Genomic DNA, 20,400 nt, shown 5'->3' with positions numbered 1-20,400 from the left:
ATTACAAATAAGGTGTGGCCTGCTCGGCCAACGCATCCCTTTATAACAACGAGGTTCACCCGTGGAGCAAGAAGCCTGGCAAATCCTGATCGTCGAGGACGACGAGCGACTCGCCGAGTTGACCCGCGATTACCTGGAGAGCAACGGCCTGCGGGTCTGCGTGGAAGGTGATGGCGCCCTCGCCGCGGCGCGGATCGTCGCCGAGCAACCGGACCTGGTGATCCTCGATCTGATGCTGCCCGGCGAAGACGGCCTGAGCATTTGCCGCAAAGTGCGCGAACGCTACGACGGCGTGATCCTGATGCTCACCGCCCGCACCGACGACATGGACCAGGTGCTCGGCCTGGACATGGGTGCCGACGACTACGTGTGCAAACCGGTGCGCCCGCGTCTGTTGCTCGCGCGTATCCAGGCCCTGTTACGCCGCAGTGAGGCGGCGGAACCCGCCAGCGTGGAAAGCCAGCGGCGCCTGCAATTCGGCCCGCTGGTGGTGGACAACGCCCTGCGCGAAGCCTGGCTGCAGGGTGAAGGTATCGAGTTGACCAGTGCCGAGTTCGACCTGCTGTGGCTGCTGGTGGCGAATGCCGGGCGGATCCTGTCCCGCGAAGAAATCTTTATCGCCCTGCGCGGCATCGGCTACGACGGCCAGGACCGCTCCATTGATGTGCGCATCTCACGGATTCGCCCGAAAATCGGCGATGACCCGATCCACCCACGGCTGATCAAGACCATCCGCAGCAAAGGCTATCTGTTCGTCCCTGAAGCCGCTGCCGATATGCCGTTGTGAACTCGATCTTCCTGCGTATCTATGGCGGCATGTGCGCGGCGCTGATTCTGGTGGCGCTGCTCGGCGTGCTGGCCCTGCACCTGCTCAACGAGGTGCGCAGTGGCCAATACCGCGAGCGCCTGGCCCACGGCACCTTTGCCTTGATGGGCGATAACCTGCAGCCCATGAGCGCCATCGAGCGCCAGCGCGCCCTGGCGGTGTGGGAGCGTTTGCTCGGTATTCCCCTGGAATTACGCAGCCTCACCGATGCCCAGTTGGACCTCAGCCAGCGCACGCGCCTGCAACGCGGCCAGGTGTTGGTGGAGCAGACCGGCCCCCACGCTGCCCGGGTGTTGCGCCTGGTCAGCGATAAGGAACAGTGGGTGCTTACGGGAGAGGTGCAGCAGATCAGCGAGCAACTGGCCCGCGCGACCATTTACCTGCTGGCCGACGAATTGGTGCGATTCCCCGTGGCCGAGCAGCCGCAACGGCTGGCGGATATAAAGGAAGCCAAGGGCTTTGGTTTCGAAATGCACCTGATGACCCTCGATCAGGCTGATATGGACGACGACCAACGCCGCCGCGTATCGGAGGGCGATACGGTCATGGCCCTGGGCAAGGGCGGCGATTCGATCCGCGTGTTTGCCGGTATGGTCGGAACACCCTGGGTGCTGGAGCTCGGCCCGCTGTATCAGATGAGTCCGTACCCGGCGCAATGGCTGGTCCTGATCGCCTTGATCGGCCTGACCCTGATCGGCCTGATTGTCTATTTATTGGTGCGTCAGCTTGAACGCAGGCTTCGAGGCCTGGAAGCCGCCGCCACGCGCATCGCCAAAGGCAATCTCGAGGTGCGTGTGCCAGCCCGGGGTGCCGACTCGGTGGGGCGCCTGGCGGCGGCCTTTAATGGCATGGCCGAGCACCTGCAGCAACTGCTGGCAATCCAGCGCGAACTGGTGCGCGCGGTGTCCCATGAACTGCGCACACCGGTGGCACGCCTGCGCTTCGGCCTGGAGATGATCGGCGACGCTGCCACGCCCGAAGCGCGGAGAAAGTACCTGGAAGGCATGGACAGTGATATCCAGGATCTCGATGGGCTGGTGGATGAAATGCTCACTTACGCAAGGCTTGAGCAGGGTGCGCCGGCGTTGATTTTCCAACGGGTTGATCTCGATGCGCTGCTTGACCAGGTGATAGGCGAATTATCGCCACTGCGTCCGCAGGTGAACGTGGCCAGGGGTATTTGCCTGTCGTCGGCACATTGGGACGACGCTTGGGTCGATGCCGAGCCGCGCTACTTGCACCGCGCCCTGCAAAACCTGGTGAGCAACGCCATGCGCCACGCTCAGGGCCAGGTGCTGATCAGTTATCAGGTGGGCCAGGTGCGCTGTCGCATTGATGTGGAGGACGACGGACCCGGTGTACCGGAAAGTGCCTGGGAGCGTATTTTCACCCCGTTCCTGCGCCTGGACGACAGCCGCACACGTGCCTCGGGCGGGCACGGGCTGGGGTTGTCGATTGTGCGGCGCATCATTTATTGGCACGGCGGGCGGGCGTTGATCAGCAAGAGCAACAACCTGGGCGGAGCGTGCTTCAGCCTGAGTTGGCCCCGGGATCAAGATAAACTCTGATGGCGGTGTATCAAGCGCTGATGGCAACCAGGCTCAACAACTGCCCCTCATTCAGCGCAAACTGCGCGGTAAGGGCCTTGCCGTGGCACCACTCGCTGGACAGGTCGGTGAGCAAGCGCAAGCGCACATGCCCGGCCTCCGACCACTCCAGCACCTCGGCATGCTCAAAATAGAAGCGCTTCTGCACGATCGGGTAGAGCGCCTTGAACAAACTCTCCTTGACCGAAAACGTCAGCGTCACCAGCAAGGCGATCTGCTCTCGCGGCAGGTCAGCCATACGCTGCAGTTCTTGCGCAGTCAGAATCTCCCCGGCCAGGCGCTCTGCCCGTTCCAGGCTCAGTACATTCTCCAGGTCCATCCCCAGCCCGCGCCATTGCGCCTTGTGCCCGACAATCGCGGCAGCATGCCCGGTGCTGTGGGTAATGGAGCCACTGATATGGGCGGGCCACACCGGTGCGCGGTCTTCGCCGATCGCCGGGATGCAGTTAATGTGATCGAGCTGTTGCAGGGCCGCGCGCGCGCACAGGCGGCCGGCGAGAAACTCGGCCTGACGCTTGGCCACCGAGCGCTGGATGCTTGCCGGTGGCGGCACGGCGCAGTGCTGGAAGTCGCCGGGTGCCAGCAATGCGGGGTCGAACCGAGTGCTGAGAAACACCGTGCCCGGCAAGGGTTCGGGCAGCGGCCAATGGGCGTCGAGTGGGGTGCAGCAAGCGGGTAGGGGCGTCATGGGGCGGTATTTTGCCGAGTTGATGCACAAGAGGATAGCCCGCCGTGGTTCAGGTGAGGTTCAGAGCCTGTTCAGGGGGAGTTCAGGGGCGCCTGCGTAGTCTGGCCTCACAGCCAAACGCGTAATGAGGTAACACCATGACTGCGATCAAAAAGCTGATGTTGGCGTTAACCATGCTCAGTGCTACCGCTGGGGTTCAGGCCTCCGAGGGTGCCTTTGCTGCATTCGGCCGTGAGAAAACCAAGAAATCCAGCATCGTGATGCAGCGTGTCAGTATCGAAGACGTCGGCAGTCAGCCCGCGCCCTGGGGCCGGTCTCTGGGCCAGGCCACCCCGCAGCCGAGCTATCGCGCCGGCTATGAACACCTGACCGGCCAGTTCAACGGCATTAAACTGCGCCCGCAAGACCTGCAGGGCCGCTATGATATCCCTCTGTCGGACAGTTGATTTGCTTTGGAGAGCCTTATGAAATTGCTGGTGGTGGAAGATGAGGCGCTGCTGCGTCATCACCTATTTACCCGCCTGACCGACAGCGGCCACGTGGTCGAAGCCGTGGCCAATGCCGAAGAGGCCCTGTACCAGACCGGTCAATTCAACCATGACCTGGCGATCATCGACCTCGGCCTGCCTGGCATGGGCGGCCTGGACCTGATCCGCCAACTGCGCAGCCAGGCCAAGACCTTTCCGATCCTGATCCTCACCGCGCGCGGCAACTGGCAGGACAAGGTCGAAGGCCTGGCCGCCGGTGCCGACGACTACGTGGTCAAGCCGTTCCAGTTCGAAGAGCTGGAGGCGCGGATGAACGCCTTGCTGCGCCGCTCCAGCGGGTTTACCCAGTCGACCATCGTCGCCGGGCCCTTGCTGCTGGACCTCAATCGCAAGCAAGCGTCCCTCGATGAACAGCCCCTGGCATTGACCGCCTATGAATATCGCATCCTCGAATACCTGATGCGCCATCACCAGCAGGTCGTCGCCAAGGACCGTCTGATGGAGCAGCTCTACCCCGACGACGATGAGCGCGATCCGAATGTGATTGAAGTGCTGGTCGGCCGCCTGCGCCGCAAGCTGGAAGGCCCTGCGGGGTTCAAGCCGATCGACACCGTGCGCGGCCTGGGCTACCTGTTCAATGAGCGCTGCCGTTGATTCGCTCGCTACGTGTGCGCTTGATGCTGGCGGCCGCCACCCTGGCCGTGCTGTTTATGCTGGGCCTGTTGCCCGCCATGCAGGGCGCGTTCAGCCTGGCATTGCAGGATTCCATCGAGCAGCGCCTGGCGTCGGACGTCACCACACTGATCTCCGCCGCGCGGGTGGAAAACAATCGCCTGCAGATGCCGGCGCAGTTGCCGGATGAACGCTTCAACCTCACCGATAGCCGGTTGCTCGGCTATATCTATGACCGCGAAGGCCACCTGGTGTGGCGTTCGCGGGCAACCCGGGACGAAAACATCAACTATAAGCCGCGCTATGACGGGCGCGGCAACGAGTTTGCGCGGATTCGCGAGGCTGACGGCCAGGAGTTCTTCGTCTACGACGTCGAGGTCAAACTGCTCGGCGGCAAGAGCGCGGCGTTCAGTATCGTGGCCCTGCAACCGGTGCGCGAATACCAATTGACCCTCGAAGGCCTGCGCGAAAACCTTTACCTGGGCTTTGGCGCGGCACTTCTGGTACTGCTGACCTTGCTGTGGTTGGGCCTGACCTGGGGCCTGCAAGCCCTGCGGCGGTTGAGCCAGGAGCTTGACCAGATCGAAGGCGGTACCCGCGAAAGCCTCTCCGAACAACACCCTCGCGAATTGCTGCGTCTCACGGGCTCCCTTAACCGCCTGCTGCACAGCGAGCGCGAGCAGCGAACGCGTTACCGAGATTCCCTCGATGACCTGGCCCACAGCCTGAAAACGCCGCTCGCTGTGTTGCAAAGCGTGAGCGAAGACATGGCGCAACGCCCGGAAGATCGTGATCAGGCCTGGGTGCTGCAATCCCAGATCGAGCGCATGAGCCAGCAGATCAGCTACCAGTTGCAGCGTGCGAGCCTGCGCAAAAGCGGCCTGGTGCGCCATCAGGTGCGCCTGGAGCCGGTGTTGCAAAGCCTCTGCGATACCCTGGGCAAGGTCTACCGCGACAAGGCCGTCACGGTGGCCTTTGAGTTGCCGGACGAATGCGATGTACCGATCGAGAAGGGCGCCCTGCTTGAATTGCTCGGCAACCTGCTGGAAAACGCCTATCGGCTGTGCCTGAGTGAAGTGCGCATCAGCCTGGTGGAAAATCCTGAAGGCATCGAGTTGTGCATCGAGGACGACGGCCCCGGAGTGCCGCCGGACCAGCGTGCCCGGATTCTGCAACGGGGCGAGCGCTTGGACCGTCAGCATCCGGGGCAGGGGATCGGGTTGGCGGTGGTCAAGGACATCATAGAAAGCTACGGCGCGCGACTGACGCTGGGGGATTCACCGCTGGGTGGCGCGGCGTTCAAGATTCACTTTCCGTCTGTGTGATCTTTGGTGGCTGGGCTGGCCCTATCGGGGGCAAGCCCCCTCCCACAGTTTGAATTTATTCACGCATCAAACTTTGTAAACATAGTCAAAGGTGGGAGGGGGCTCGCCCCCGATGAGGCCCTCACAAACGACGCAGCGCTAACTCTCCTGCGCCCGATAGTCTCCCGGTGTCAGCCCAGTCCACTTCTTGAACGCCCGATGAAACGCCGACGGTTCGGAGAACCCCAGCTGCTCGGCGATCTCCTGCAAGGACAGATCCGCCCGCCCCAGGTGGTAGATGGCGATGTCCCGCCGCAATTCATCCTTGAGCGCCTGAAAGCTGGTGCCTTCTTCGCGCAAATGTCGACGCAGGGTTTGCGGGCTGACGTGCAAGTGCCGAGCGACGGCTTCCAGGTCTGGCCAAGGCGTGCGGTCGCGGCTTAACAACCGGCGTAACTGGCTGCTCAAGCTGTCTCCTTCATCCGGGCGTGACAGCAGGTCGGCGGGGGAGCGCTCAAGGAAATGCTTGAGGGTGCGCTCGTCCTGCAACAGCGGCAGGCTCAGGTAGCGGGCGGGAAACACCAGGCTGCTGTGCGGGGCACCGAACACCTGGGCGCAGGGAAATAGCAGGTCATATTCAGCGGCGTGGGTCGGCATCGGGTAGCTGAACGTGGCCTGTTGCAAACGAATGCGCTGGCCGATCAGCCAACTGCCCAGGCGGTGCCAGATCACCAGCAGGCATTCGCTGAGGAAGTGATCCGGGTCCCACAGTTGAGAATCATCCAGGATCAAACGGGCCATTTCGCCTTCCCGTGTCAGATGCCAGCGCGGGCCTTGTGGGAATAGGCTGTAAAATAACAAGCCGCGCTCCAGAGCCTTCTCCAGGGTGCGGCAGTGGATCAGCGCATGGCACATCATGGCGAAGGTGCCGCGTTTGCTCGGCCCGTCGGCGAACCCCAGGTATTCATCGTCCAGTGCCAGCCAGAGCATTTGCAGCAGCCGGGTAAATTGCTCGGGTGCAATGCGGGCGCGGGGTTCGGTCAACAGTTCCGGGGTGATACCCAGCTGTTGCAACAGGCCCGAATAGTCGTAACCGGCTCGACGCGCACCGCCGAGGGCTGCCCGGGCGTAATGACTGGCGATGGTACGTTCACGCATGCGGGGCCCTCGTCCATGGAATGGCGGATGGTAGTCATCACCTGGCAGGGCGACAAGGCGGATATCCGCCAAATTGTAGGACGGGATTGGGCGGTGCGGCGGAAATCCGCCAGCTGATTCGGCACTTTAGTGGGTGCTTTAAAATCCGCAGCCCTGATGTCTTAAGGCCCTCAGGGATTTTCAGCAAAGTGGCACGGCGTTTGCGATAAGGATTACAGCGCAGGCCTGGTCCTACAGGCTTCGCAAACAACAAATCCCTCCAGTGCAGGAGGGTTCGCAATTCAAGTGTCGTGGGCAATGGCGGATATTTGCCACACGGGACGATTGAGGAATTTTGCAATGACGACTCGTCAGCCAATCTACAAATCCCTGTATTTCCAGGTGATCGTTGCAATCGTTATCGGTATTTTGCTCGGTCATTTCTACCCGCAGACCGGTGTGGCGCTCAAGCCACTGGGTGACGGCTTCATCAAGCTGATCAAAATGGTCATTGCCCCGATCATCTTCTGCACCGTTGTCAGCGGCATCGCCGGCATGCAAAGCATGAAATCGGTCGGCAAAACCGGCGGCTATGCGCTGCTGTACTTCGAAATCGTTTCCACCATCGCACTGCTGATCGGCCTGATTGTGGTGAACGTTGTGCAACCGGGCGCCGGTATGCACATCGACGTAGCGACCCTGGACGCTTCCAAAGTCGCGGCCTACGTCACTGCCGGTAAAGACCAGAGCATCGTTGGCTTTATCCTTAATGTGATTCCTAACACCATCGTCGGCGCCTTCGCCAACGGCGACATCCTGCAAGTGCTGATGTTCTCGGTGATCTTCGGTTTCGCCCTGCATCGCCTGGGTGCCTACGGCAAGCCGGTGCTGGACTTCATCGATCGCTTCGCCCACGTGATGTTCAACATCATCAACATGATCATGAAGCTCGCGCCAATCGGTGCCCTGGGCGCCATGGCGTTCACCATCGGTGCCTACGGCGTAGGTTCCCTGGTGCAGTTGGGCCAGCTGATGATCTGCTTCTACATCACTTGCCTGCTGTTCGTGCTGGTGGTGCTGGGCGGTATCTGCCGCGCTCACGGTTTCAGCGTGATCAAACTGATCCGCTACATCCGTGAAGAGCTGTTGATCGTACTGGGTACTTCTTCCTCCGAGTCCGCACTGCCACGCATGCTGATCAAGATGGAGCGTCTGGGTGCAAAGAAATCCGTAGTAGGCCTGGTGATCCCGACCGGCTACTCCTTCAACCTCGACGGTACCTCGATCTACCTGACCATGGCTGCCGTGTTCATCGCTCAGGCGACTGACACCCACATGGACATCACCCACCAGATCACCCTGCTGCTGGTGCTGCTGCTGTCTTCCAAAGGCGCTGCTGGCGTGACTGGTAGCGGCTTCATCGTGCTGGCTGCCACCCTGTCGGCTGTCGGCCACCTGCCGGTTGCCGGCCTGGCGCTGATCCTGGGTATCGACCGCTTCATGTCCGAAGCCCGTGCGCTGACCAACCTGGTAGGTAACGCCGTTGCCACCCTCGTTGTGGCCAAGTGGGTCAAGGAACTGGACACCGACCAACTGCAAAGCGAGTTGGCTTCCGGTGGTCGCGGTATCTCCGACACCCGTGAAGAAGATGACCTGGGCGTGGCCGAAGGCCCTGCACCGGTGATCAAGTAAGCCGCTGATGGCGTGAACCCACGCTGACAGCTATTCGCAAACGCCCCGACTGGTTCGGGGCGTTTGCGTTTGTGTGGGATTACTTTTTTGGAATATTTTGACTTACAGTCAATGACTCGATGAAATTCGCGCCACGCGGCACGTTCCAAATGCAGACTGGCAGGAGAAGTTATGGACAGCGTTGATTTAAATGTCCTGCGCAGCGTGCTCGAATGGCGCCGCGCCGGGCAGCAAGTGGTGTTGTATAGCGTTGTGCAGACGTGGGGCAGCGCGCCGCGTCCACCGGGCGCCATGTTGGCTTTGCGTGGGGACGGCGTGGTTATTGGGTCGGTATCCGGCGGTTGTATCGAGGACGACTTGATCGCCCGTTTGCAGGATGGCCGTCTGGCCCATGACGGGCCACCGGTGCAGTTGGTGACCTACGGTGTGACGCGCGATGAGGCGGCGCGTTTTGGCTTGCCGTGTGGCGGTACGCTGCGCCTCACCGAAGAGCGTGTGGACGATTGGGCATGGGTAACGGAGTTGCTCGCACGCTGTGAGGCCCATGAAATTGTCGCGCGCGAACTGGACCTTGCGACGGGCCGCGTGAGCCTGAGCAGTGCGAACAAGACCGATGTGGTCACCTTCGATGGCGAACGCCTGCGGGCTATCTATGGCCCGCGCTGGCGCCTGCTGTTGATCGGTGCCGGGCAACTGTCGCGCTACGTGGCGGAAATGGCGCGCCTGCTGGATTTCGAAGTACTGATATGCGATCCGCGTAGCGAGTTTGTCTACGGCTGGGAAGAGCAGCACGGCCGCTTCGTGCCGGGTATGCCTGATGAGGCGGTGCTGAATATCCAAACCGACGAGCGCACGGCCATTGTCTGCCTGACTCATGACCCGCGCCTTGACGATATGGCGTTGCTGACGGCGCTGAACTCCAGTGCCTTCTACATCGGCGCGCTGGGTTCGCGGGTCAATAGCCAGAAGCGTCGTGAGAACCTGGCTGCGTTGGGTTTGTCGACGGACGCGATTGCGCGTTTACATGGGCCGATTGGCCTGCATATCGGTAGCCATACGCCGGCGGAGATCGCCTTGTCGTTGATGGCGGAAATTGTCGCTATCAAGAACGGCGTGGCGCCGATGCAGAAAAAGCCCCTCCCGGTGGTTGCTGAGTAATGCTGACGGCGATTGTTTTGGCGGCGGGGCAGGGCAGCCGGTTCCGAGCCGAGGCGGGGGCTGACCAGGATAAGTTGCTGGCCGATTGCGTGGGCCGTGATGGCGTGATGCGTCCGGTGATCGAGCAGGTATTGGTGAATTTGCCGGATAGCCTGGTGGCGCGCTGGCTGGTGACCTCGCCGGATCGCACGGAGGTCATTCGGTTGGCCGAAGCGTACGGCTGCCAGGTCTTGCTGCTGCAGTCAGCCGGCATGGGTGAAAGCATCGCCGCAGCCGTCGCGGCCAGTGCGTCGGCGGATGGCTGGCTGGTGGTCTTGGGGGATATGCCGTTTATCCAATCATCGAGCATTGAACGAGTGATTGAAGTGCTGGAGGAGGATGGCATCAGCGTGCCGGTGCAGGCGGGTGAATATGGGCATCCGGTGGCCTTTGGTCGCGCTTTGGGTCCGGACTTGATGGCGCTGACCGGTGATCGTGGAGGCAAGCCATTGTTCGCACGTGCCAGGGTTCGGGAAGTGCAGGTGGAGGATGCGGGGGTTCTGTGGGATGTAGATCTGCCGAAACGGTTGAGTTTTAGCGCGGACTAAATTTGATCTTCGCTGTTATCGGCATAAAAAAGCCCCGCCTGATCACTCAGGCGGGGCTTTTAGTGGCTGATGGAATCAGGCGAGGGGTTTAGGCTCGTGTTCTTCTTCCAGGGCTTTGTGCTCTACCACTTCTTCAGCAGCAGCATGCTCAACCACGGTTTCAGCAACCGGGGCTGGCGCCTCGACAGCTTCGACTACGGCTGGGGCGGCAGCAGCAGCAGCGGCGGCAGCTGCCTCAGCTTCCTTGCGACGACGACGCACTTCACGTGGGTCGTTCGGCGCACGGCCGTTTTCGGTCAGGGCGCTGGCCGGTGCGGCTTCTACCACTGGTGCTTCGACTTCGGCTACCACCGGTGCTTCAACAACCACTGGTGCAGCCTCGACAGCTGGCGCAGGCTCGGCAACCACTGCTTCGGCAACCGGCGCAGGCGCTTCTTCTACCACGGGGGCAGGCGCTGGTGCTTCAACCGGGGCGGCAGGTTCGGCAGTCCACTGGAAGGCGGTCTGTTCTTCGCGAACTTCACGCACTGCCGGGGCAGCTTCTTCGACAGCCGGCGCTTCAGCAGCGGCTTCAACCACTGGCTGAGGCTCAACAACCGGAGCGGGTTCTACCGCAATCACTTCGGTTTCTGGCTGGGCGTCGTGGGTCGGTGCCACTTCCACTTCCGGAACCACTGGGGCTTCGATAGGGGTAGTTGCTTCAACGACTGGTGCTTCAACCACTGGGGTCTCGGCAACTGGCGTTTCAACGGCAGTGGTTTCTTCGACAGCGGCAGTCGCTCGTTCAGCCTGTTCGTTAGCCTGGGCTTCAGCAGGTGCGCTGATCACAGAGCTGGCAACCGCTGCGGTAACGGCCAGGCCGGCAGCCAGTTCGGCAGCGGTCGGTTCGTTGGTGGCGCCTTCTGCGTTCTCGCCGGCCTCTTCCGAGCCTTCGATCACATTGCCATTGGCATCACGCTGACGCTCACGACGGTTGCTGCGACGACGCTGGCCACGGGAGCGGCGGCGTGGACGATCGCCTTCGGCGTTGTCCTGGCCGTCTTCCTGCAGTTGCTCTTCGCCGGTCAGTACTTCTTCTTCGCTGGCTGCAGCGGCTTGCTCGGCACGTGGTTGACGCTCTTCACGCGGTGGGCGCGGCTGGCGCTCTTCACGTGGCGCACGCTCTTCGCGCGGCTGGCGAGCCGGACGCTCTTCAGCGGCAGTGGCTGCAGCACCTGCAACGGCAGGGGCGGCATCCAGTGGCTCGCGCAGTTCACGCACACGTTCTTCACGCTCGCCACGCGGCTTGCGATCTTCACGCGGAGCGCGTGGGGTACGTGGTGCGCGCTCTTCACGCGGTGCACGTTCTTCACGGGCCACGGCCGGGGTTTCTTCACGCGCTTCGCGAGGTGCACGCTCTTCACGTGGTGCGCGCTCTTCGCGAGGCGCACGTTCTTCACGCGGCTTGCGCTCTTCGTCACGGCGACCGTTGCGGTTACGGCTCTGCTGGCGACCGTTACGACGTTCTTCGTTACGCGCCGGGCGTTCGGTTGCAGGTTTTTCAACCACAACCGGTGCCGCAGGCTCTTCCTTGGTGGCGAACAGGCTGACCAGGGACTTCACCAGGCCCTTGAACAGGCTTGGCTCAGGCAGGGCGGCCGGTGCGGCAACCGGGGCGGCGGTTTCAACCGGAACCGGTGCGTTGGCACGGGCCGGCGCGGTCTTCACGGCAGCTTCCTGGCGCACCAGGGTGCGGGTCGCGGCGGCTGGCTGGACTTCTTCCACTTCGGCAGCGGCAGCAGCGATTTCGTAGCTGGTCTGGCCGCTGTGGGCTTCCGGGCTGTCATCACGCAGGCGCTGCACTTCGAAGTGCGGGGTCTCGAGGTGATCGTTCGGCAGGATCACGATACGGGCACGGGTGCGCAGTTCGATCTTGGTGATCGAGTTACGTTTTTCGTTGAGCAGGAAAGCGGCAACCGGGATCGGCACTTGTGCGCGGACTTCGGCGGTGCGGTCTTTCAGGGCTTCTTCTTCGATCAGGCGCAGGATCGCCAGGGACAGCGATTCAACGTCACGGATGATGCCGGTGCCGTTGCAACGCGGGCAGACGATGCCGCTGCTCTCGCCCAGGGATGGACGCAGGCGCTGACGGGACATTTCCAGCAGGCCGAAGCGTGAGATGCGCCCGACCTGTACGCGGGCACGGTCGGCTTCCAGGCATTCGCGGACTTTCTCTTCCACGGCGCGCTGGTTCTTGGCGGGGGTCATGTCGATGAAGTCGATCACGATCAGGCCGCCGATGTCACGCAGGCGCAGCTGGCGGGCGATTTCTTCAGCCGCCTCCAGGTTGGTCTGCAGGGCGGTTTCTTCGATGTCGCTACCCTTCGTGGCACGCGCCGAGTTGATGTCGATGGACACCAGGGCTTCGGTCGGGTCGATCACGATGGAGCCGCCGGAAGGCAGTTCGACGACGCGCTGGAAAGCGGTTTCGATCTGGCTTTCGATCTGGAAACGGTTGAACAGCGGCACGCTGTCTTCGTACAGCTTGATCTTGCTGGCGTACTGCGGCATCACCTGGCGGATGAAGGTCAGGGCTTCGTCCTGGGCTTCAACGCTGTCGATCAGTACTTCGCCGATGTCCTGGCGCAGGTAATCGCGGATGGCGCGGATGATCACGTTGCTTTCCTGGTAGATCAGGAACGGCGCGGAACGATCCAGGGAGGCTTCTTTGATGGCGGTCCACAGTTGCAGCAGGTAATCGAGGTCCCACTGCATTTCTTCGCTGCTGCGGCCCAGGCCGGCAGTACGCACGATCAGGCCCATGTCGGCCGGTGCGATCAGGCCGTTCAGCGCTTCACGCAGTTCGTTGCGCTCTTCGCCTTCGATGCGACGGGAGATGCCGCCGGCACGTGGGTTGTTCGGCATCAGCACGAGGTAACGGCCGGCCAGGCTGATGAAGGTGGTCAGGGCGGCGCCCTTGTTGCCACGTTCTTCTTTTTCGACCTGAACGATGACTTCCTGGCCTTCGCTCAGGACGTCCTTGATGTTCACGCGGCCTTCGGGGGCTTTCTTGAAGTACTCGCGGGAGATTTCTTTGAGGGGCAGGAAGCCGTGGCGCTCGGAGCCGAAATCGACAAAGGCAGCCTCAAGGCTTGGTTCGATGCGAGTAATACGGCCTTTATAGATGTTGGCCTTCTTTTGCTCGCGTGCACCGGACTCAATGTCCAGGTCGTAGAGGCGTTGGCCATCTACCAGTGCAACACGCAACTCTTCGGGTTGAGTTGCGTTAATCAGCATTCTTTTCATGTTGTACCGTCGGTTTCCGGGCTGCCGGAAACGGCGTTCGGCACACACGACTTCTCACGGTCGGTGTCAGGTGCGTCAAGAGTGGTTGGCCACTCCAGTGTCCAGCAAAATCGGCCAATTGGGCCGGTATCGCGACGGACGCGTCCTGCTTGTTAGCGGTGGTGACAAAGGCACCACTTCAACAAAAGCTAAGGTCAGGAGGAGGAATCAACCGGCGACTGTGGACGAGATGAAGCGTCTAAATATAAGCCTAGTGCTACACGGTCCGACGGTTGTGCATCTCCACCCTACACGTATCCCTGATAATTCGGGTGCTGCCGCGCGCAGAATCCGCAGCGGGTTGGCATTTACCGTGTTCTCCAATGGGGAGTCCACGCTCATGGCTAAACAAGACTGAGTGTGGGCGACTGCGCTCTCACTCAGCTCTTAACAGGCGTTGTTTCCGAAGCATTCGCCGTGGTCCGGCTCAAGACTGACTGCACTTTGTGAACTGGCCGTAAATATCGGCGCAGAACGCGAGTATTCACTCTGCTTTCTGCACTCGCTTCAGGCCTCATGTCACCTGCGCTTGTTACAATCTCAAGCCTTCCAGGGTGGCGAACGCCCCGTAGGACGGCCTCGCGTCCTGATGAATTGCGATGGTCAGGGCCGGCAGTTTGCCGCTAGTCCTCTGTCCAGGCCGCTTTTGGCGGCGTTCGCGACTATAGCAGCAATGATTAAGTGCTTCAATTCCATAAAAAATTGTTATCATCGCCGCCATGACGACTACCGCCCCCCAGACCCCCAGCGTCCAGCTGCTTGAGGTCTCGCCGGAATATGCCGGCCAACGCATCGATAATTTTCTCCTGGCCAGGCTCAAGGGTGTGCCCAAGACCTTGATCTACCGCATCTTGCGCAAAGGCGAAGTGCGCGTGAACAAGGGGCGCATCAAGCCTGAGTACAAGTTGCAGGCGGGCGATATTGTCCGTGTGCCGCCGGTGCGCGTGCCTGAGCGCGACGAACCTGTGCCCCTGGCCCAGGGCCTGTTGCAGCGCCTTGAGGCGTCGATTGTCTTCGAAGACAACAAGCTGATCGTGATCAACAAGCCTTGCGGTATTGCGGTTCACGGTGGCAGCGGCCTGAATTTCGGCGTGATCGAAGCCTTCCGTCAGTTGCGCCCGGATTGCAAGGAGCTGGAGCTGGTCCACCGTCTGGACCGCGACACCTCCGGCCTGTTGATGATCGCCAAGAAACGCAGCATGTTGCGCCACCTGCACACCGCCCTGCGCGGCGATGGCGTGGACAAGCGCTACATGGCGCTCGTGCGCGGCAACTGGGCCAGCTCTATCAAGAGCGTCCGTGCGCCGCTGCAGAAGAGCAATCTGCGCTCCGGCGAGCGCATGGTCGAAGTGGACGAGGAGGGCAAAGAAGCCCTCACCCTGTTCAAGGTGCTGCGTCGCTTCGGCGACTTCGCCACCCTGGTCGAGGCCAAGCCGGTGACGGGGCGTACCCACCAGATTCGCGTGCACACCCTGCATGCGGGCCACTGCATTGCTGGCGATACCAAGTACGGTGACGAAGGTTTCTCCAAGGAAATCCGCGACCTGGGCGGCAAGCGCCTGTTCCTGCACGCCTACATGCTCACCGTGCCGCTGCCTGACGGCGGCGAGCTGAAGCTGCAGGCGCCGGTCGATGAGATGTGGGCCAAGACCGTGGAGCGCTTGAGTGTCGCACCTTGACTATAAGCTGCTGATTTTCGATTGGGACGGCACCCTGTGTAATTCCATTGGTCGGATTGTCGAGTCGATGCACAGGGCTTCGACCCGCTCGGGCTTTGAGTTGTGCACTGACCTGCAGGTCAAGGGCATTATCGGCCTGGGCTTGCCTGAGGCGATCCGTACCTTGTATCCCCAGATCAGCGACGCTGAGCTGGTGACGTTCCGCGACCATTACGCGGATCACTACATTGCACTGGAAGCCACGCCTTCGCCGTTCTTCGACGGTGTGCTGCAGTCGCTGGAGGCTTTTCGCGCCCAGGGCTATCACCTGGCCGTCGCCACCGGCAAGGCCCGTCGCGGGCTGGACCGGGTGCTCAAGGCGCACGATTTTGAAGATTATTTCGACATCACCCGCGCCGCGGATGAAACCGCCAGCAAACCTCACCCTCTGATGCTGGAGCAGATCCTTGCCCATTGCGGCGTTTCGCCGCGACAGGCACTGATGGTGGGCGATGCCTCCTTCGACCTGATGATGGCGCGCAACGCCGGTATGGACAGCGTGGCCGTCAGCTACGGAGCCCAGTCCGCTGAGGCGTTGCAGCAATACGAGCCTAGGGTCACGATTGATCATTTTTCTGAATTGCAGGCCTGGCTCAGTCGGGCTCAATAAGTCTTTGCTGGGGTTGATGGCATGAGTGACGAGTGGAAAGCGCCTGAAAAGGCTGAAAGCGGTGACGACAAGAGCTGGAAACTGCTGGAGAAGACGCTCCTGGCTGGCGTCCAGGAGCAGCGTCGCGCGCGGCGCTGGGGGATTTTCTTCAAGTTGCTGACCTTCACTTACCTGTTGCTCATGCTGGCGCTGTTCAGCCCGCTGATGGACATGGAAAAGAGTGCGACCCGTGGCGCCAACTACACCGCATTGATCGAAGTGCATGGGGTGATTGCCGACAAGGAGCCTGCCAGCGCCGACAATATCGTCAGCAGCCTGCGTGCTGCGTTTGAAGACCCCAAGGTCAAGGGCGTGATCCTGCGCATCAACAGCCCAGGCGGCAGTCCGGTGCAATCGGGTTATGTGTATGACGAGATTCGCCGCCTGCGTGGCCTGCACCCGGATATCAAGCTGTACGCGGTGATTTCCGACCTGGGGGCCTCGGGCGCGTATTACATTGCCAGTGCCGCTGACCAGATCTACGCCGACAAGGCCAGCCTGGTGGGCTCCATTGGTGTGACCGCGGCCGGTTACGGGTTTGTTGGCGCTATGGAGAAGCTGGGTGTTGAACGCCGCACCTACACCTCGGGCGAGCACAAGTCGTTCCTTGATCCGTTCCAGCCGCAAAAGGCCGATGAAACCCAGTTTTGGCAGGGGGTGCTCGATACCACTCATCGCCAGTTCATCGCCAGCGTGAAGCAGGGGCGTGGGGATCGCCTGAAGGATAAAGAGCATCCGGAGTTGTTCTCCGGGTTGGTGTGGTCGGGCGAGCAAGCATTGCCGCTGGGGCTGATCGATGGCTTGGGCAGTGCCAGCCTGGTGGCGCGGGATGTGATTGGCGAGAAAGAGCTGGTGGACTTCACCGTTGAAGAGTCGCCGTTTGATCGTTTCTCCAAGAAGCTCGGTGCCAGCGTGGCTGAGAAGCTGGCGCTGTATATGGGCTTCCAGGGCCCGACGCTGCGCTAATATCTCAAGTCTGTCGTAGATCTAAATGTGGGAGGGGCGGTGCGACGATTCGACTTGCCCCCTCCCACATTTGGTTTAGCGGTGTTCTTAAGGGATTTGCACGCCTTCGCTGAGTAGCATGTCCACCAAGCGAATCAGCGGTAAGCCGACGAGGCTGGTCGCGTCCGGCCCTTCGGTGCTCTGGAAGAGGCTCACGCCCAGCCCTTCCGCCTTGAAGCTGCCCGCGCAGTCATACGGCTGCTCTATACGCAGGTAGCGCTCGATGCGCGCTGCATCCAGCTCGCGCATGTGAACAATGAAAGGCACGCAGTCCACCTGGCAGTGCCCGGTCTCGCTGTTCAGCAGGGCCAGGCCGGTGAGGAAGCTGACACGCTTGCCACTGGCGGCCAATAACTGCTCGCGCGCATTTTCGAACGTGTGGGGCTTGCCGATGATACGGCCTTCCAGCGCGGCGACCTGGTCTGAGCCGATGATCAGGTGTCCTGGGTGGCTGGCGGCGAGGGCGCGGGCCTTTGCTTCGGCCAAGCGCTTGACCAGCTCGATGGCGGACTCATTTGCAGCGTGGCTTTCGTCGATATCCGGCGAGCTGCAGATGAATGGCAGGTGCAGGCGACTGAGCAATTCCCGGCGATAAACCGAGCTGGAAGCGAGTAATAAAGGCAGCATATACGTCTCCTCAAGGCAGCCGCCGATTCTAGCGGGGCGACCGGCCGACGCACAGGGCTGAATTTCCTTTGACATGGCTGGGTGCATCCCTATAATGCTGCGCCTATGTTGAATGACCCGATTCCACCTCACGTTGACCCGCGCAAATTGGCTGATCGTGGCACTTCCCTTCAAGGTGAGTTGCTGCTGGCCGATTTGGAGAGACTCTGCGACCCGCTTTCCGACACTGTCGGTACGGTGCAGGCCAAATTCGTTTTTGAACGAGATGAACGTAAATCTGTGGTAATTCACAGCTTTATCGACACCGAGGTCAAAATGGTTTGCCAGCGTTGTCTTGAGCTGGTCACCCTGCCGATTCACAGCGAGTGCAGTTATGCTGTGGTAAAGGAGGGTGCGAATACCCAGTCGTTGCCGAAAGGTTATGACGTGCTGGAACTGGGCGAAGATCCTTTGGATCTGCATGCACTGATCGAGGAGGAGCTTCTGCTCGCCTTGCCCATTGTGCCTGCTCATCATCCGGAAGAATGCCAGCAGCCGGCGGGTCTCGATGACGAGTCCGAACCGAGCGAGGACGAGGTAACGCGGTCCAACCCGTTCAGTGTATTGGCGCAGTTAAAGCGTGACCCAAACGTTTAGGAGTTAATCAATTATGGCTGTTCAGCAGAACAAAAAATCCCGCTCTGCCCGTGACATGCGTCGTTCGCACGACGCCCTGACGGCAAGCACTCTGTCTGTAGAAAAAACCACCGGTGAAATTCACCTGCGTCACCACGTATCGCCAGAAGGCGTATACCGTGGCCGTAAAGTGATCGACAAGGGCGCTGACGAGTAATCACTTGTCTGCTCAAGTCATCGCGATTGACGCAATGGGCGGGGACTTCGGTCCCCGCAGCATTGTTCAGGCCTGCATTGCCAGCCTGTCTGCTACGCCCTCGCTGCACCTGACCCTCGTCGGTCAACCCTCTCTTCTTGAAGAACTGATTGCCAGCCATCCGGCGGTGGATCGCGCGCGCCTGACTGTTACGCCCGCCAGCGAAACCATCACCATGGATGAAAAGCCGGCGACGGCCCTGCGCGGCAAGCCTGACTCTTCGATGCGTGTGGCCTTGGAGCTGCTGCGTGATGGCAAGGTGCAAGCCTGTGTCAGCGCCGGCAACACCGGTGCACTGATGGCGTTGTCGCGGCATGTGCTCAAGACGCTGCCGGGAATTGACCGGCCGGCGATGGTGGCGGCGATTCCGACGCAGAAAGGCTATTGCCAGTTGCTCGACCTGGGCGCGAATGTGGATTGCAGTGCCGAGCACCTGTTCCAGTTCGCCGTGATGGGCTCTGTGGCCGCCGAAGCGCTGGGCGTGGCTCGTCCGCGCGTGGCCTTGCTGAATATCGGTACCGAAGACATCAAGGGCAACCAGCAGGTCAAGCTTGCCGCGACCTTGTTGCAAGGTGCGCGAGGTCTGAACTACATCGGCTTTGTCGAGGGTGATGGTTTGTACCGTGGCGAAGCGGATGTGGTGGTGTGTGATGGGTTTGTCGGCAATATCCTGCTTAAATCCAGCGAAGGCCTGGCGACCATGATCGCCACGCGCATCGAAGCGTTGTTCAAGCAAAGCCTGGCGTCGCGCCTGGTGGGGGCATTGGCGCTGCCGTTGATGCGTCGCCTACAGGCCGATCTGGCGCCAGCGCGGCATAATGGCGCGAGCTTTCTCGGGTTGCAGGGCATTGTGGTGAAAAGCCACGGTTCCGCAGGCGTCGAAGGCTTCCAGAGTGCGATTGCGCGGGCCTTGATCGAGATCCAGGAGAACCTGCCGCAACGCTTGCACGGACGTCTTGAGGATCTGTTGCCTTAGGCGAATTGGCCTGGGAATGCTTAAATGTGACCGGCCAGTTCAATTGACCATCCAATCTGTCAGTTTCGTGCGCTCCCACCGAGGAGCGACCATTTCCGACGACCAGATCATTAGGGGCTTGTTACATGTCTACATCCCTCGCATTCGTCTTTCCAGGGCAGGGTTCGCAGTCCCTCGGCATGTTGGCCGAGTTGGGCGCGCAATACCCGCTGATCCTGGACACGTTCAAGGAAGCTTCCGAGGCCCTGGGTTACGACCTGTGGGCGCTGACCCAGCAGGGGCCGGAAGAGCAGCTCAATCAAACCGATAAAACCCAGCCAGCCATCCTGACCGCTTCGATCGCCCTGTGGCGCTTGTGGTTGGCCGAAGGCGGTGCGCGTCCGGCGTTCGTGGCCGGTCATAGCCTGGGCGAATACAGCGCCCTGGTGGCGGCGGGCAGCCTGACCCTTGCTGAAGCGGTCAAGCTGGTCGAGCGTCGTGGACAGCTGATGCAGGAAGCCGTTCCGGCCGGGCAGGGCGGGATGGCCGCTATCCTGGGGCTGGACGATGCTGTCGTAATCGAAGCCTGTGCCGAAGCGGCCCAGGGTGAAGTGGTGAGCGCGGTAAACTTCAACTCCCCAGGCCAGGTGGTGATCGCCGGTGCCAAGGCGGCCGTCGAGCGTGCCATCGAGGGCTGCAAGGCACGTGGTGCCAAGCGCGCATTGCCGTTGCCGGTGAGCGTGCCGTCGCACTGCGAGCTGATGCGCCCGGCTGCCGAGCGTTTTGCCGAGTCCATCGCTGCCATCAACTGGCAGGCGCCGCAGATCCCGCTGGTGCAGAACGTCAGCGCGGCCGTGGCCGTCGACCTCGACACCCTCAAGCGCGACCTGCTGGAGCAACTCTACAAGCCTGTGCGATGGGTCGAGTCGGTCCAGACCCTGGCTGCCAATGGCGCCACCGAGCTGGTCGAGTGCGGCCCGGGCAAAGTCCTGGCTGGCCTGAACAAGCGCTGCGCCGACGGCGTGTCGACTGCCAACCTCAATACCCCGGATGCCTTCGCTGCCGCTCGTGCGGCGCTGGCCTGATCCCCGA

Annotated in this window: 19 protein-coding genes; 15 read left to right on the top strand and 4 right to left on the bottom strand. The window is 61.3% G+C overall.

Features of this window, described 5'->3' with window-relative positions; translation table 11 throughout:
* The first annotated feature begins 61 nt into the window (after window positions 1-61).
* The gene (locus HDC32_RS10045) at window positions 62-787 is read left to right on the top strand and encodes a response regulator (RefSeq protein WP_184743744.1); all 726 of its coding nucleotides are present in this window, start codon (window positions 62-64) and stop codon (window positions 785-787) included.
* Window positions 784-2,394, top strand: a complete 1,611-nt coding sequence (locus tag HDC32_RS10040) for an ATP-binding protein (protein WP_167656087.1) — start codon at window positions 784-786, stop codon at window positions 2,392-2,394. The genes HDC32_RS10045 and HDC32_RS10040 overlap by 4 nt, the downstream gene beginning before the upstream one ends.
* 10 nt (window positions 2,395-2,404) lie before the next feature.
* Here HDC32_RS10040 and HDC32_RS10035 read toward each other — a convergent pair whose 3' ends face one another.
* Window positions 2,405-3,121, bottom strand: coding sequence for a 4'-phosphopantetheinyl transferase (locus HDC32_RS10035; protein WP_184743741.1), 717 nt, complete (start codon window positions 3,119-3,121; stop codon window positions 2,405-2,407).
* Between the two features lie 137 nt (window positions 3,122-3,258).
* On the opposite strand from HDC32_RS10035, the gene HDC32_RS10030 reads away from it, so the two are divergent.
* Genes HDC32_RS10030 through HDC32_RS10020 form a run of 3 tightly spaced genes read left to right on the top strand, consistent with a single transcriptional unit; the run spans window position 3,259 to window position 5,606 of the window.
* A complete protein-coding gene (locus HDC32_RS10030) occupies window positions 3,259-3,567 on the top strand; it encodes a hypothetical protein (RefSeq protein ID WP_145338706.1) in 309 nt (102 codons plus the stop codon).
* An 18-nt stretch (window positions 3,568-3,585) separates the two neighbouring features.
* Window positions 3,586-4,263, top strand: coding sequence for a response regulator (locus tag HDC32_RS10025; protein ID WP_017138377.1), 678 nt, complete (start codon window positions 3,586-3,588; stop codon window positions 4,261-4,263).
* Window positions 4,260-5,606, top strand: a complete 1,347-nt coding sequence (locus HDC32_RS10020) for an ATP-binding protein (RefSeq protein WP_131697771.1) — start codon at window positions 4,260-4,262, stop codon at window positions 5,604-5,606. The genes HDC32_RS10025 and HDC32_RS10020 overlap by 4 nt, the downstream gene beginning before the upstream one ends.
* Window positions 5,607-5,744: 138 nt before the next feature.
* On the opposite strand, the gene HDC32_RS10015 is transcribed toward HDC32_RS10020, so the two are convergent.
* Complete coding sequence (locus tag HDC32_RS10015; RefSeq protein ID WP_184743738.1) at window positions 5,745-6,743, bottom strand: AraC family transcriptional regulator; 999 nt, start codon at window positions 6,741-6,743, stop codon at window positions 5,745-5,747.
* Between the two features lie 339 nt (window positions 6,744-7,082).
* Between HDC32_RS10015 and HDC32_RS10010 the strand changes: the two genes are divergently transcribed.
* The 3 genes from HDC32_RS10010 (at window position 7,083) to HDC32_RS10000 (ending at window position 10,159) form a co-directional block, all read left to right on the top strand.
* Window positions 7,083-8,414, top strand: coding sequence for a dicarboxylate/amino acid:cation symporter (locus HDC32_RS10010; protein ID WP_131697769.1), 1,332 nt, complete (start codon window positions 7,083-7,085; stop codon window positions 8,412-8,414).
* A gap of 171 nt (window positions 8,415-8,585) precedes the next feature.
* Window positions 8,586-9,572, top strand: a complete 987-nt coding sequence (locus HDC32_RS10005) for an XdhC family protein (RefSeq protein WP_131697768.1) — start codon at window positions 8,586-8,588, stop codon at window positions 9,570-9,572.
* Window positions 9,572-10,159, top strand: coding sequence for an NTP transferase domain-containing protein (locus tag HDC32_RS10000; RefSeq protein ID WP_145338704.1), 588 nt, complete (start codon window positions 9,572-9,574; stop codon window positions 10,157-10,159). The genes HDC32_RS10005 and HDC32_RS10000 overlap by 1 nt, the downstream gene beginning before the upstream one ends.
* Window positions 10,160-10,234: 75 nt before the next feature.
* Here HDC32_RS10000 and rne read toward each other — a convergent pair whose 3' ends face one another.
* On the bottom strand, window positions 10,235-13,435 hold the full coding sequence (gene rne / locus HDC32_RS09995; RefSeq protein WP_167656083.1) for a ribonuclease E: 3,201 nt from the start codon (window positions 13,433-13,435) through the stop codon (window positions 10,235-10,237).
* Window positions 13,436-14,202: 767 nt separating this feature from the next.
* Between rne and rluC the strand changes: the two genes are divergently transcribed.
* Genes rluC through HDC32_RS09980 form a run of 3 tightly spaced genes read left to right on the top strand, consistent with a single transcriptional unit; the run spans window position 14,203 to window position 16,816 of the window.
* Complete coding sequence (rluC, locus tag HDC32_RS09990) at window positions 14,203-15,162, top strand: 23S rRNA pseudouridine(955/2504/2580) synthase RluC (RefSeq protein WP_131697765.1); 960 nt, start codon at window positions 14,203-14,205, stop codon at window positions 15,160-15,162.
* The gene (locus HDC32_RS09985; RefSeq protein ID WP_184743735.1) at window positions 15,149-15,811 is read left to right on the top strand and encodes an HAD-IA family hydrolase; all 663 of its coding nucleotides are present in this window, start codon (window positions 15,149-15,151) and stop codon (window positions 15,809-15,811) included. The genes rluC and HDC32_RS09985 overlap by 14 nt, the downstream gene beginning before the upstream one ends.
* Before the next feature lie 21 nt (window positions 15,812-15,832).
* Window positions 15,833-16,816, top strand: coding sequence for a S49 family peptidase (locus tag HDC32_RS09980; protein WP_184743732.1), 984 nt, complete (start codon window positions 15,833-15,835; stop codon window positions 16,814-16,816).
* Between the two features lie 87 nt (window positions 16,817-16,903).
* On the opposite strand, the gene HDC32_RS09975 is transcribed toward HDC32_RS09980, so the two are convergent.
* The gene (locus HDC32_RS09975; protein WP_184743729.1) at window positions 16,904-17,482 is read right to left on the bottom strand and encodes a nucleoside triphosphate pyrophosphatase; all 579 of its coding nucleotides are present in this window, start codon (window positions 17,480-17,482) and stop codon (window positions 16,904-16,906) included.
* 105 nt (window positions 17,483-17,587) lie between these two features.
* Here HDC32_RS09975 and HDC32_RS09970 point away from each other — a divergent pair, with 105 nt between their 5' ends.
* The 4 genes from HDC32_RS09970 (at window position 17,588) to fabD (ending at window position 20,393) form a co-directional block, all read left to right on the top strand.
* Window positions 17,588-18,118 carry a YceD family protein gene (locus tag HDC32_RS09970; protein WP_027607804.1) on the top strand — a complete coding sequence of 177 codons (531 nt, stop codon included), beginning with the start codon at window positions 17,588-17,590 and terminating at the stop codon, window positions 18,116-18,118.
* 13 nt (window positions 18,119-18,131) lie between these two features.
* Window positions 18,132-18,314 (top strand): 50S ribosomal protein L32, encoded by a 183-nt coding sequence (gene rpmF, locus HDC32_RS09965; protein ID WP_008152339.1) that lies wholly within the window; start codon window positions 18,132-18,134, stop codon window positions 18,312-18,314.
* A gap of 4 nt (window positions 18,315-18,318) precedes the next feature.
* Complete coding sequence (gene plsX / locus HDC32_RS09960) at window positions 18,319-19,329, top strand: phosphate acyltransferase PlsX (RefSeq protein ID WP_131697761.1); 1,011 nt, start codon at window positions 18,319-18,321, stop codon at window positions 19,327-19,329.
* Between the two features lie 125 nt (window positions 19,330-19,454).
* On the top strand, window positions 19,455-20,393 hold the full coding sequence (gene fabD, locus HDC32_RS09955) for an ACP S-malonyltransferase (protein ID WP_032886801.1): 939 nt from the start codon (window positions 19,455-19,457) through the stop codon (window positions 20,391-20,393).
* The last annotated feature ends 7 nt before the right edge of the window (window positions 20,394-20,400 follow it).

It is taken from the genome of Pseudomonas sp. JAI120 (assembly GCF_014207255.1).
In the GTDB taxonomy this organism is placed as follows: Bacteria; Pseudomonadota; Gammaproteobacteria; order Pseudomonadales; family Pseudomonadaceae; genus Aquipseudomonas.
The sequence above is the reverse complement of the archived record's forward strand: the minus strand, read 5'-3'. Positions and strand labels throughout refer to the sequence as shown.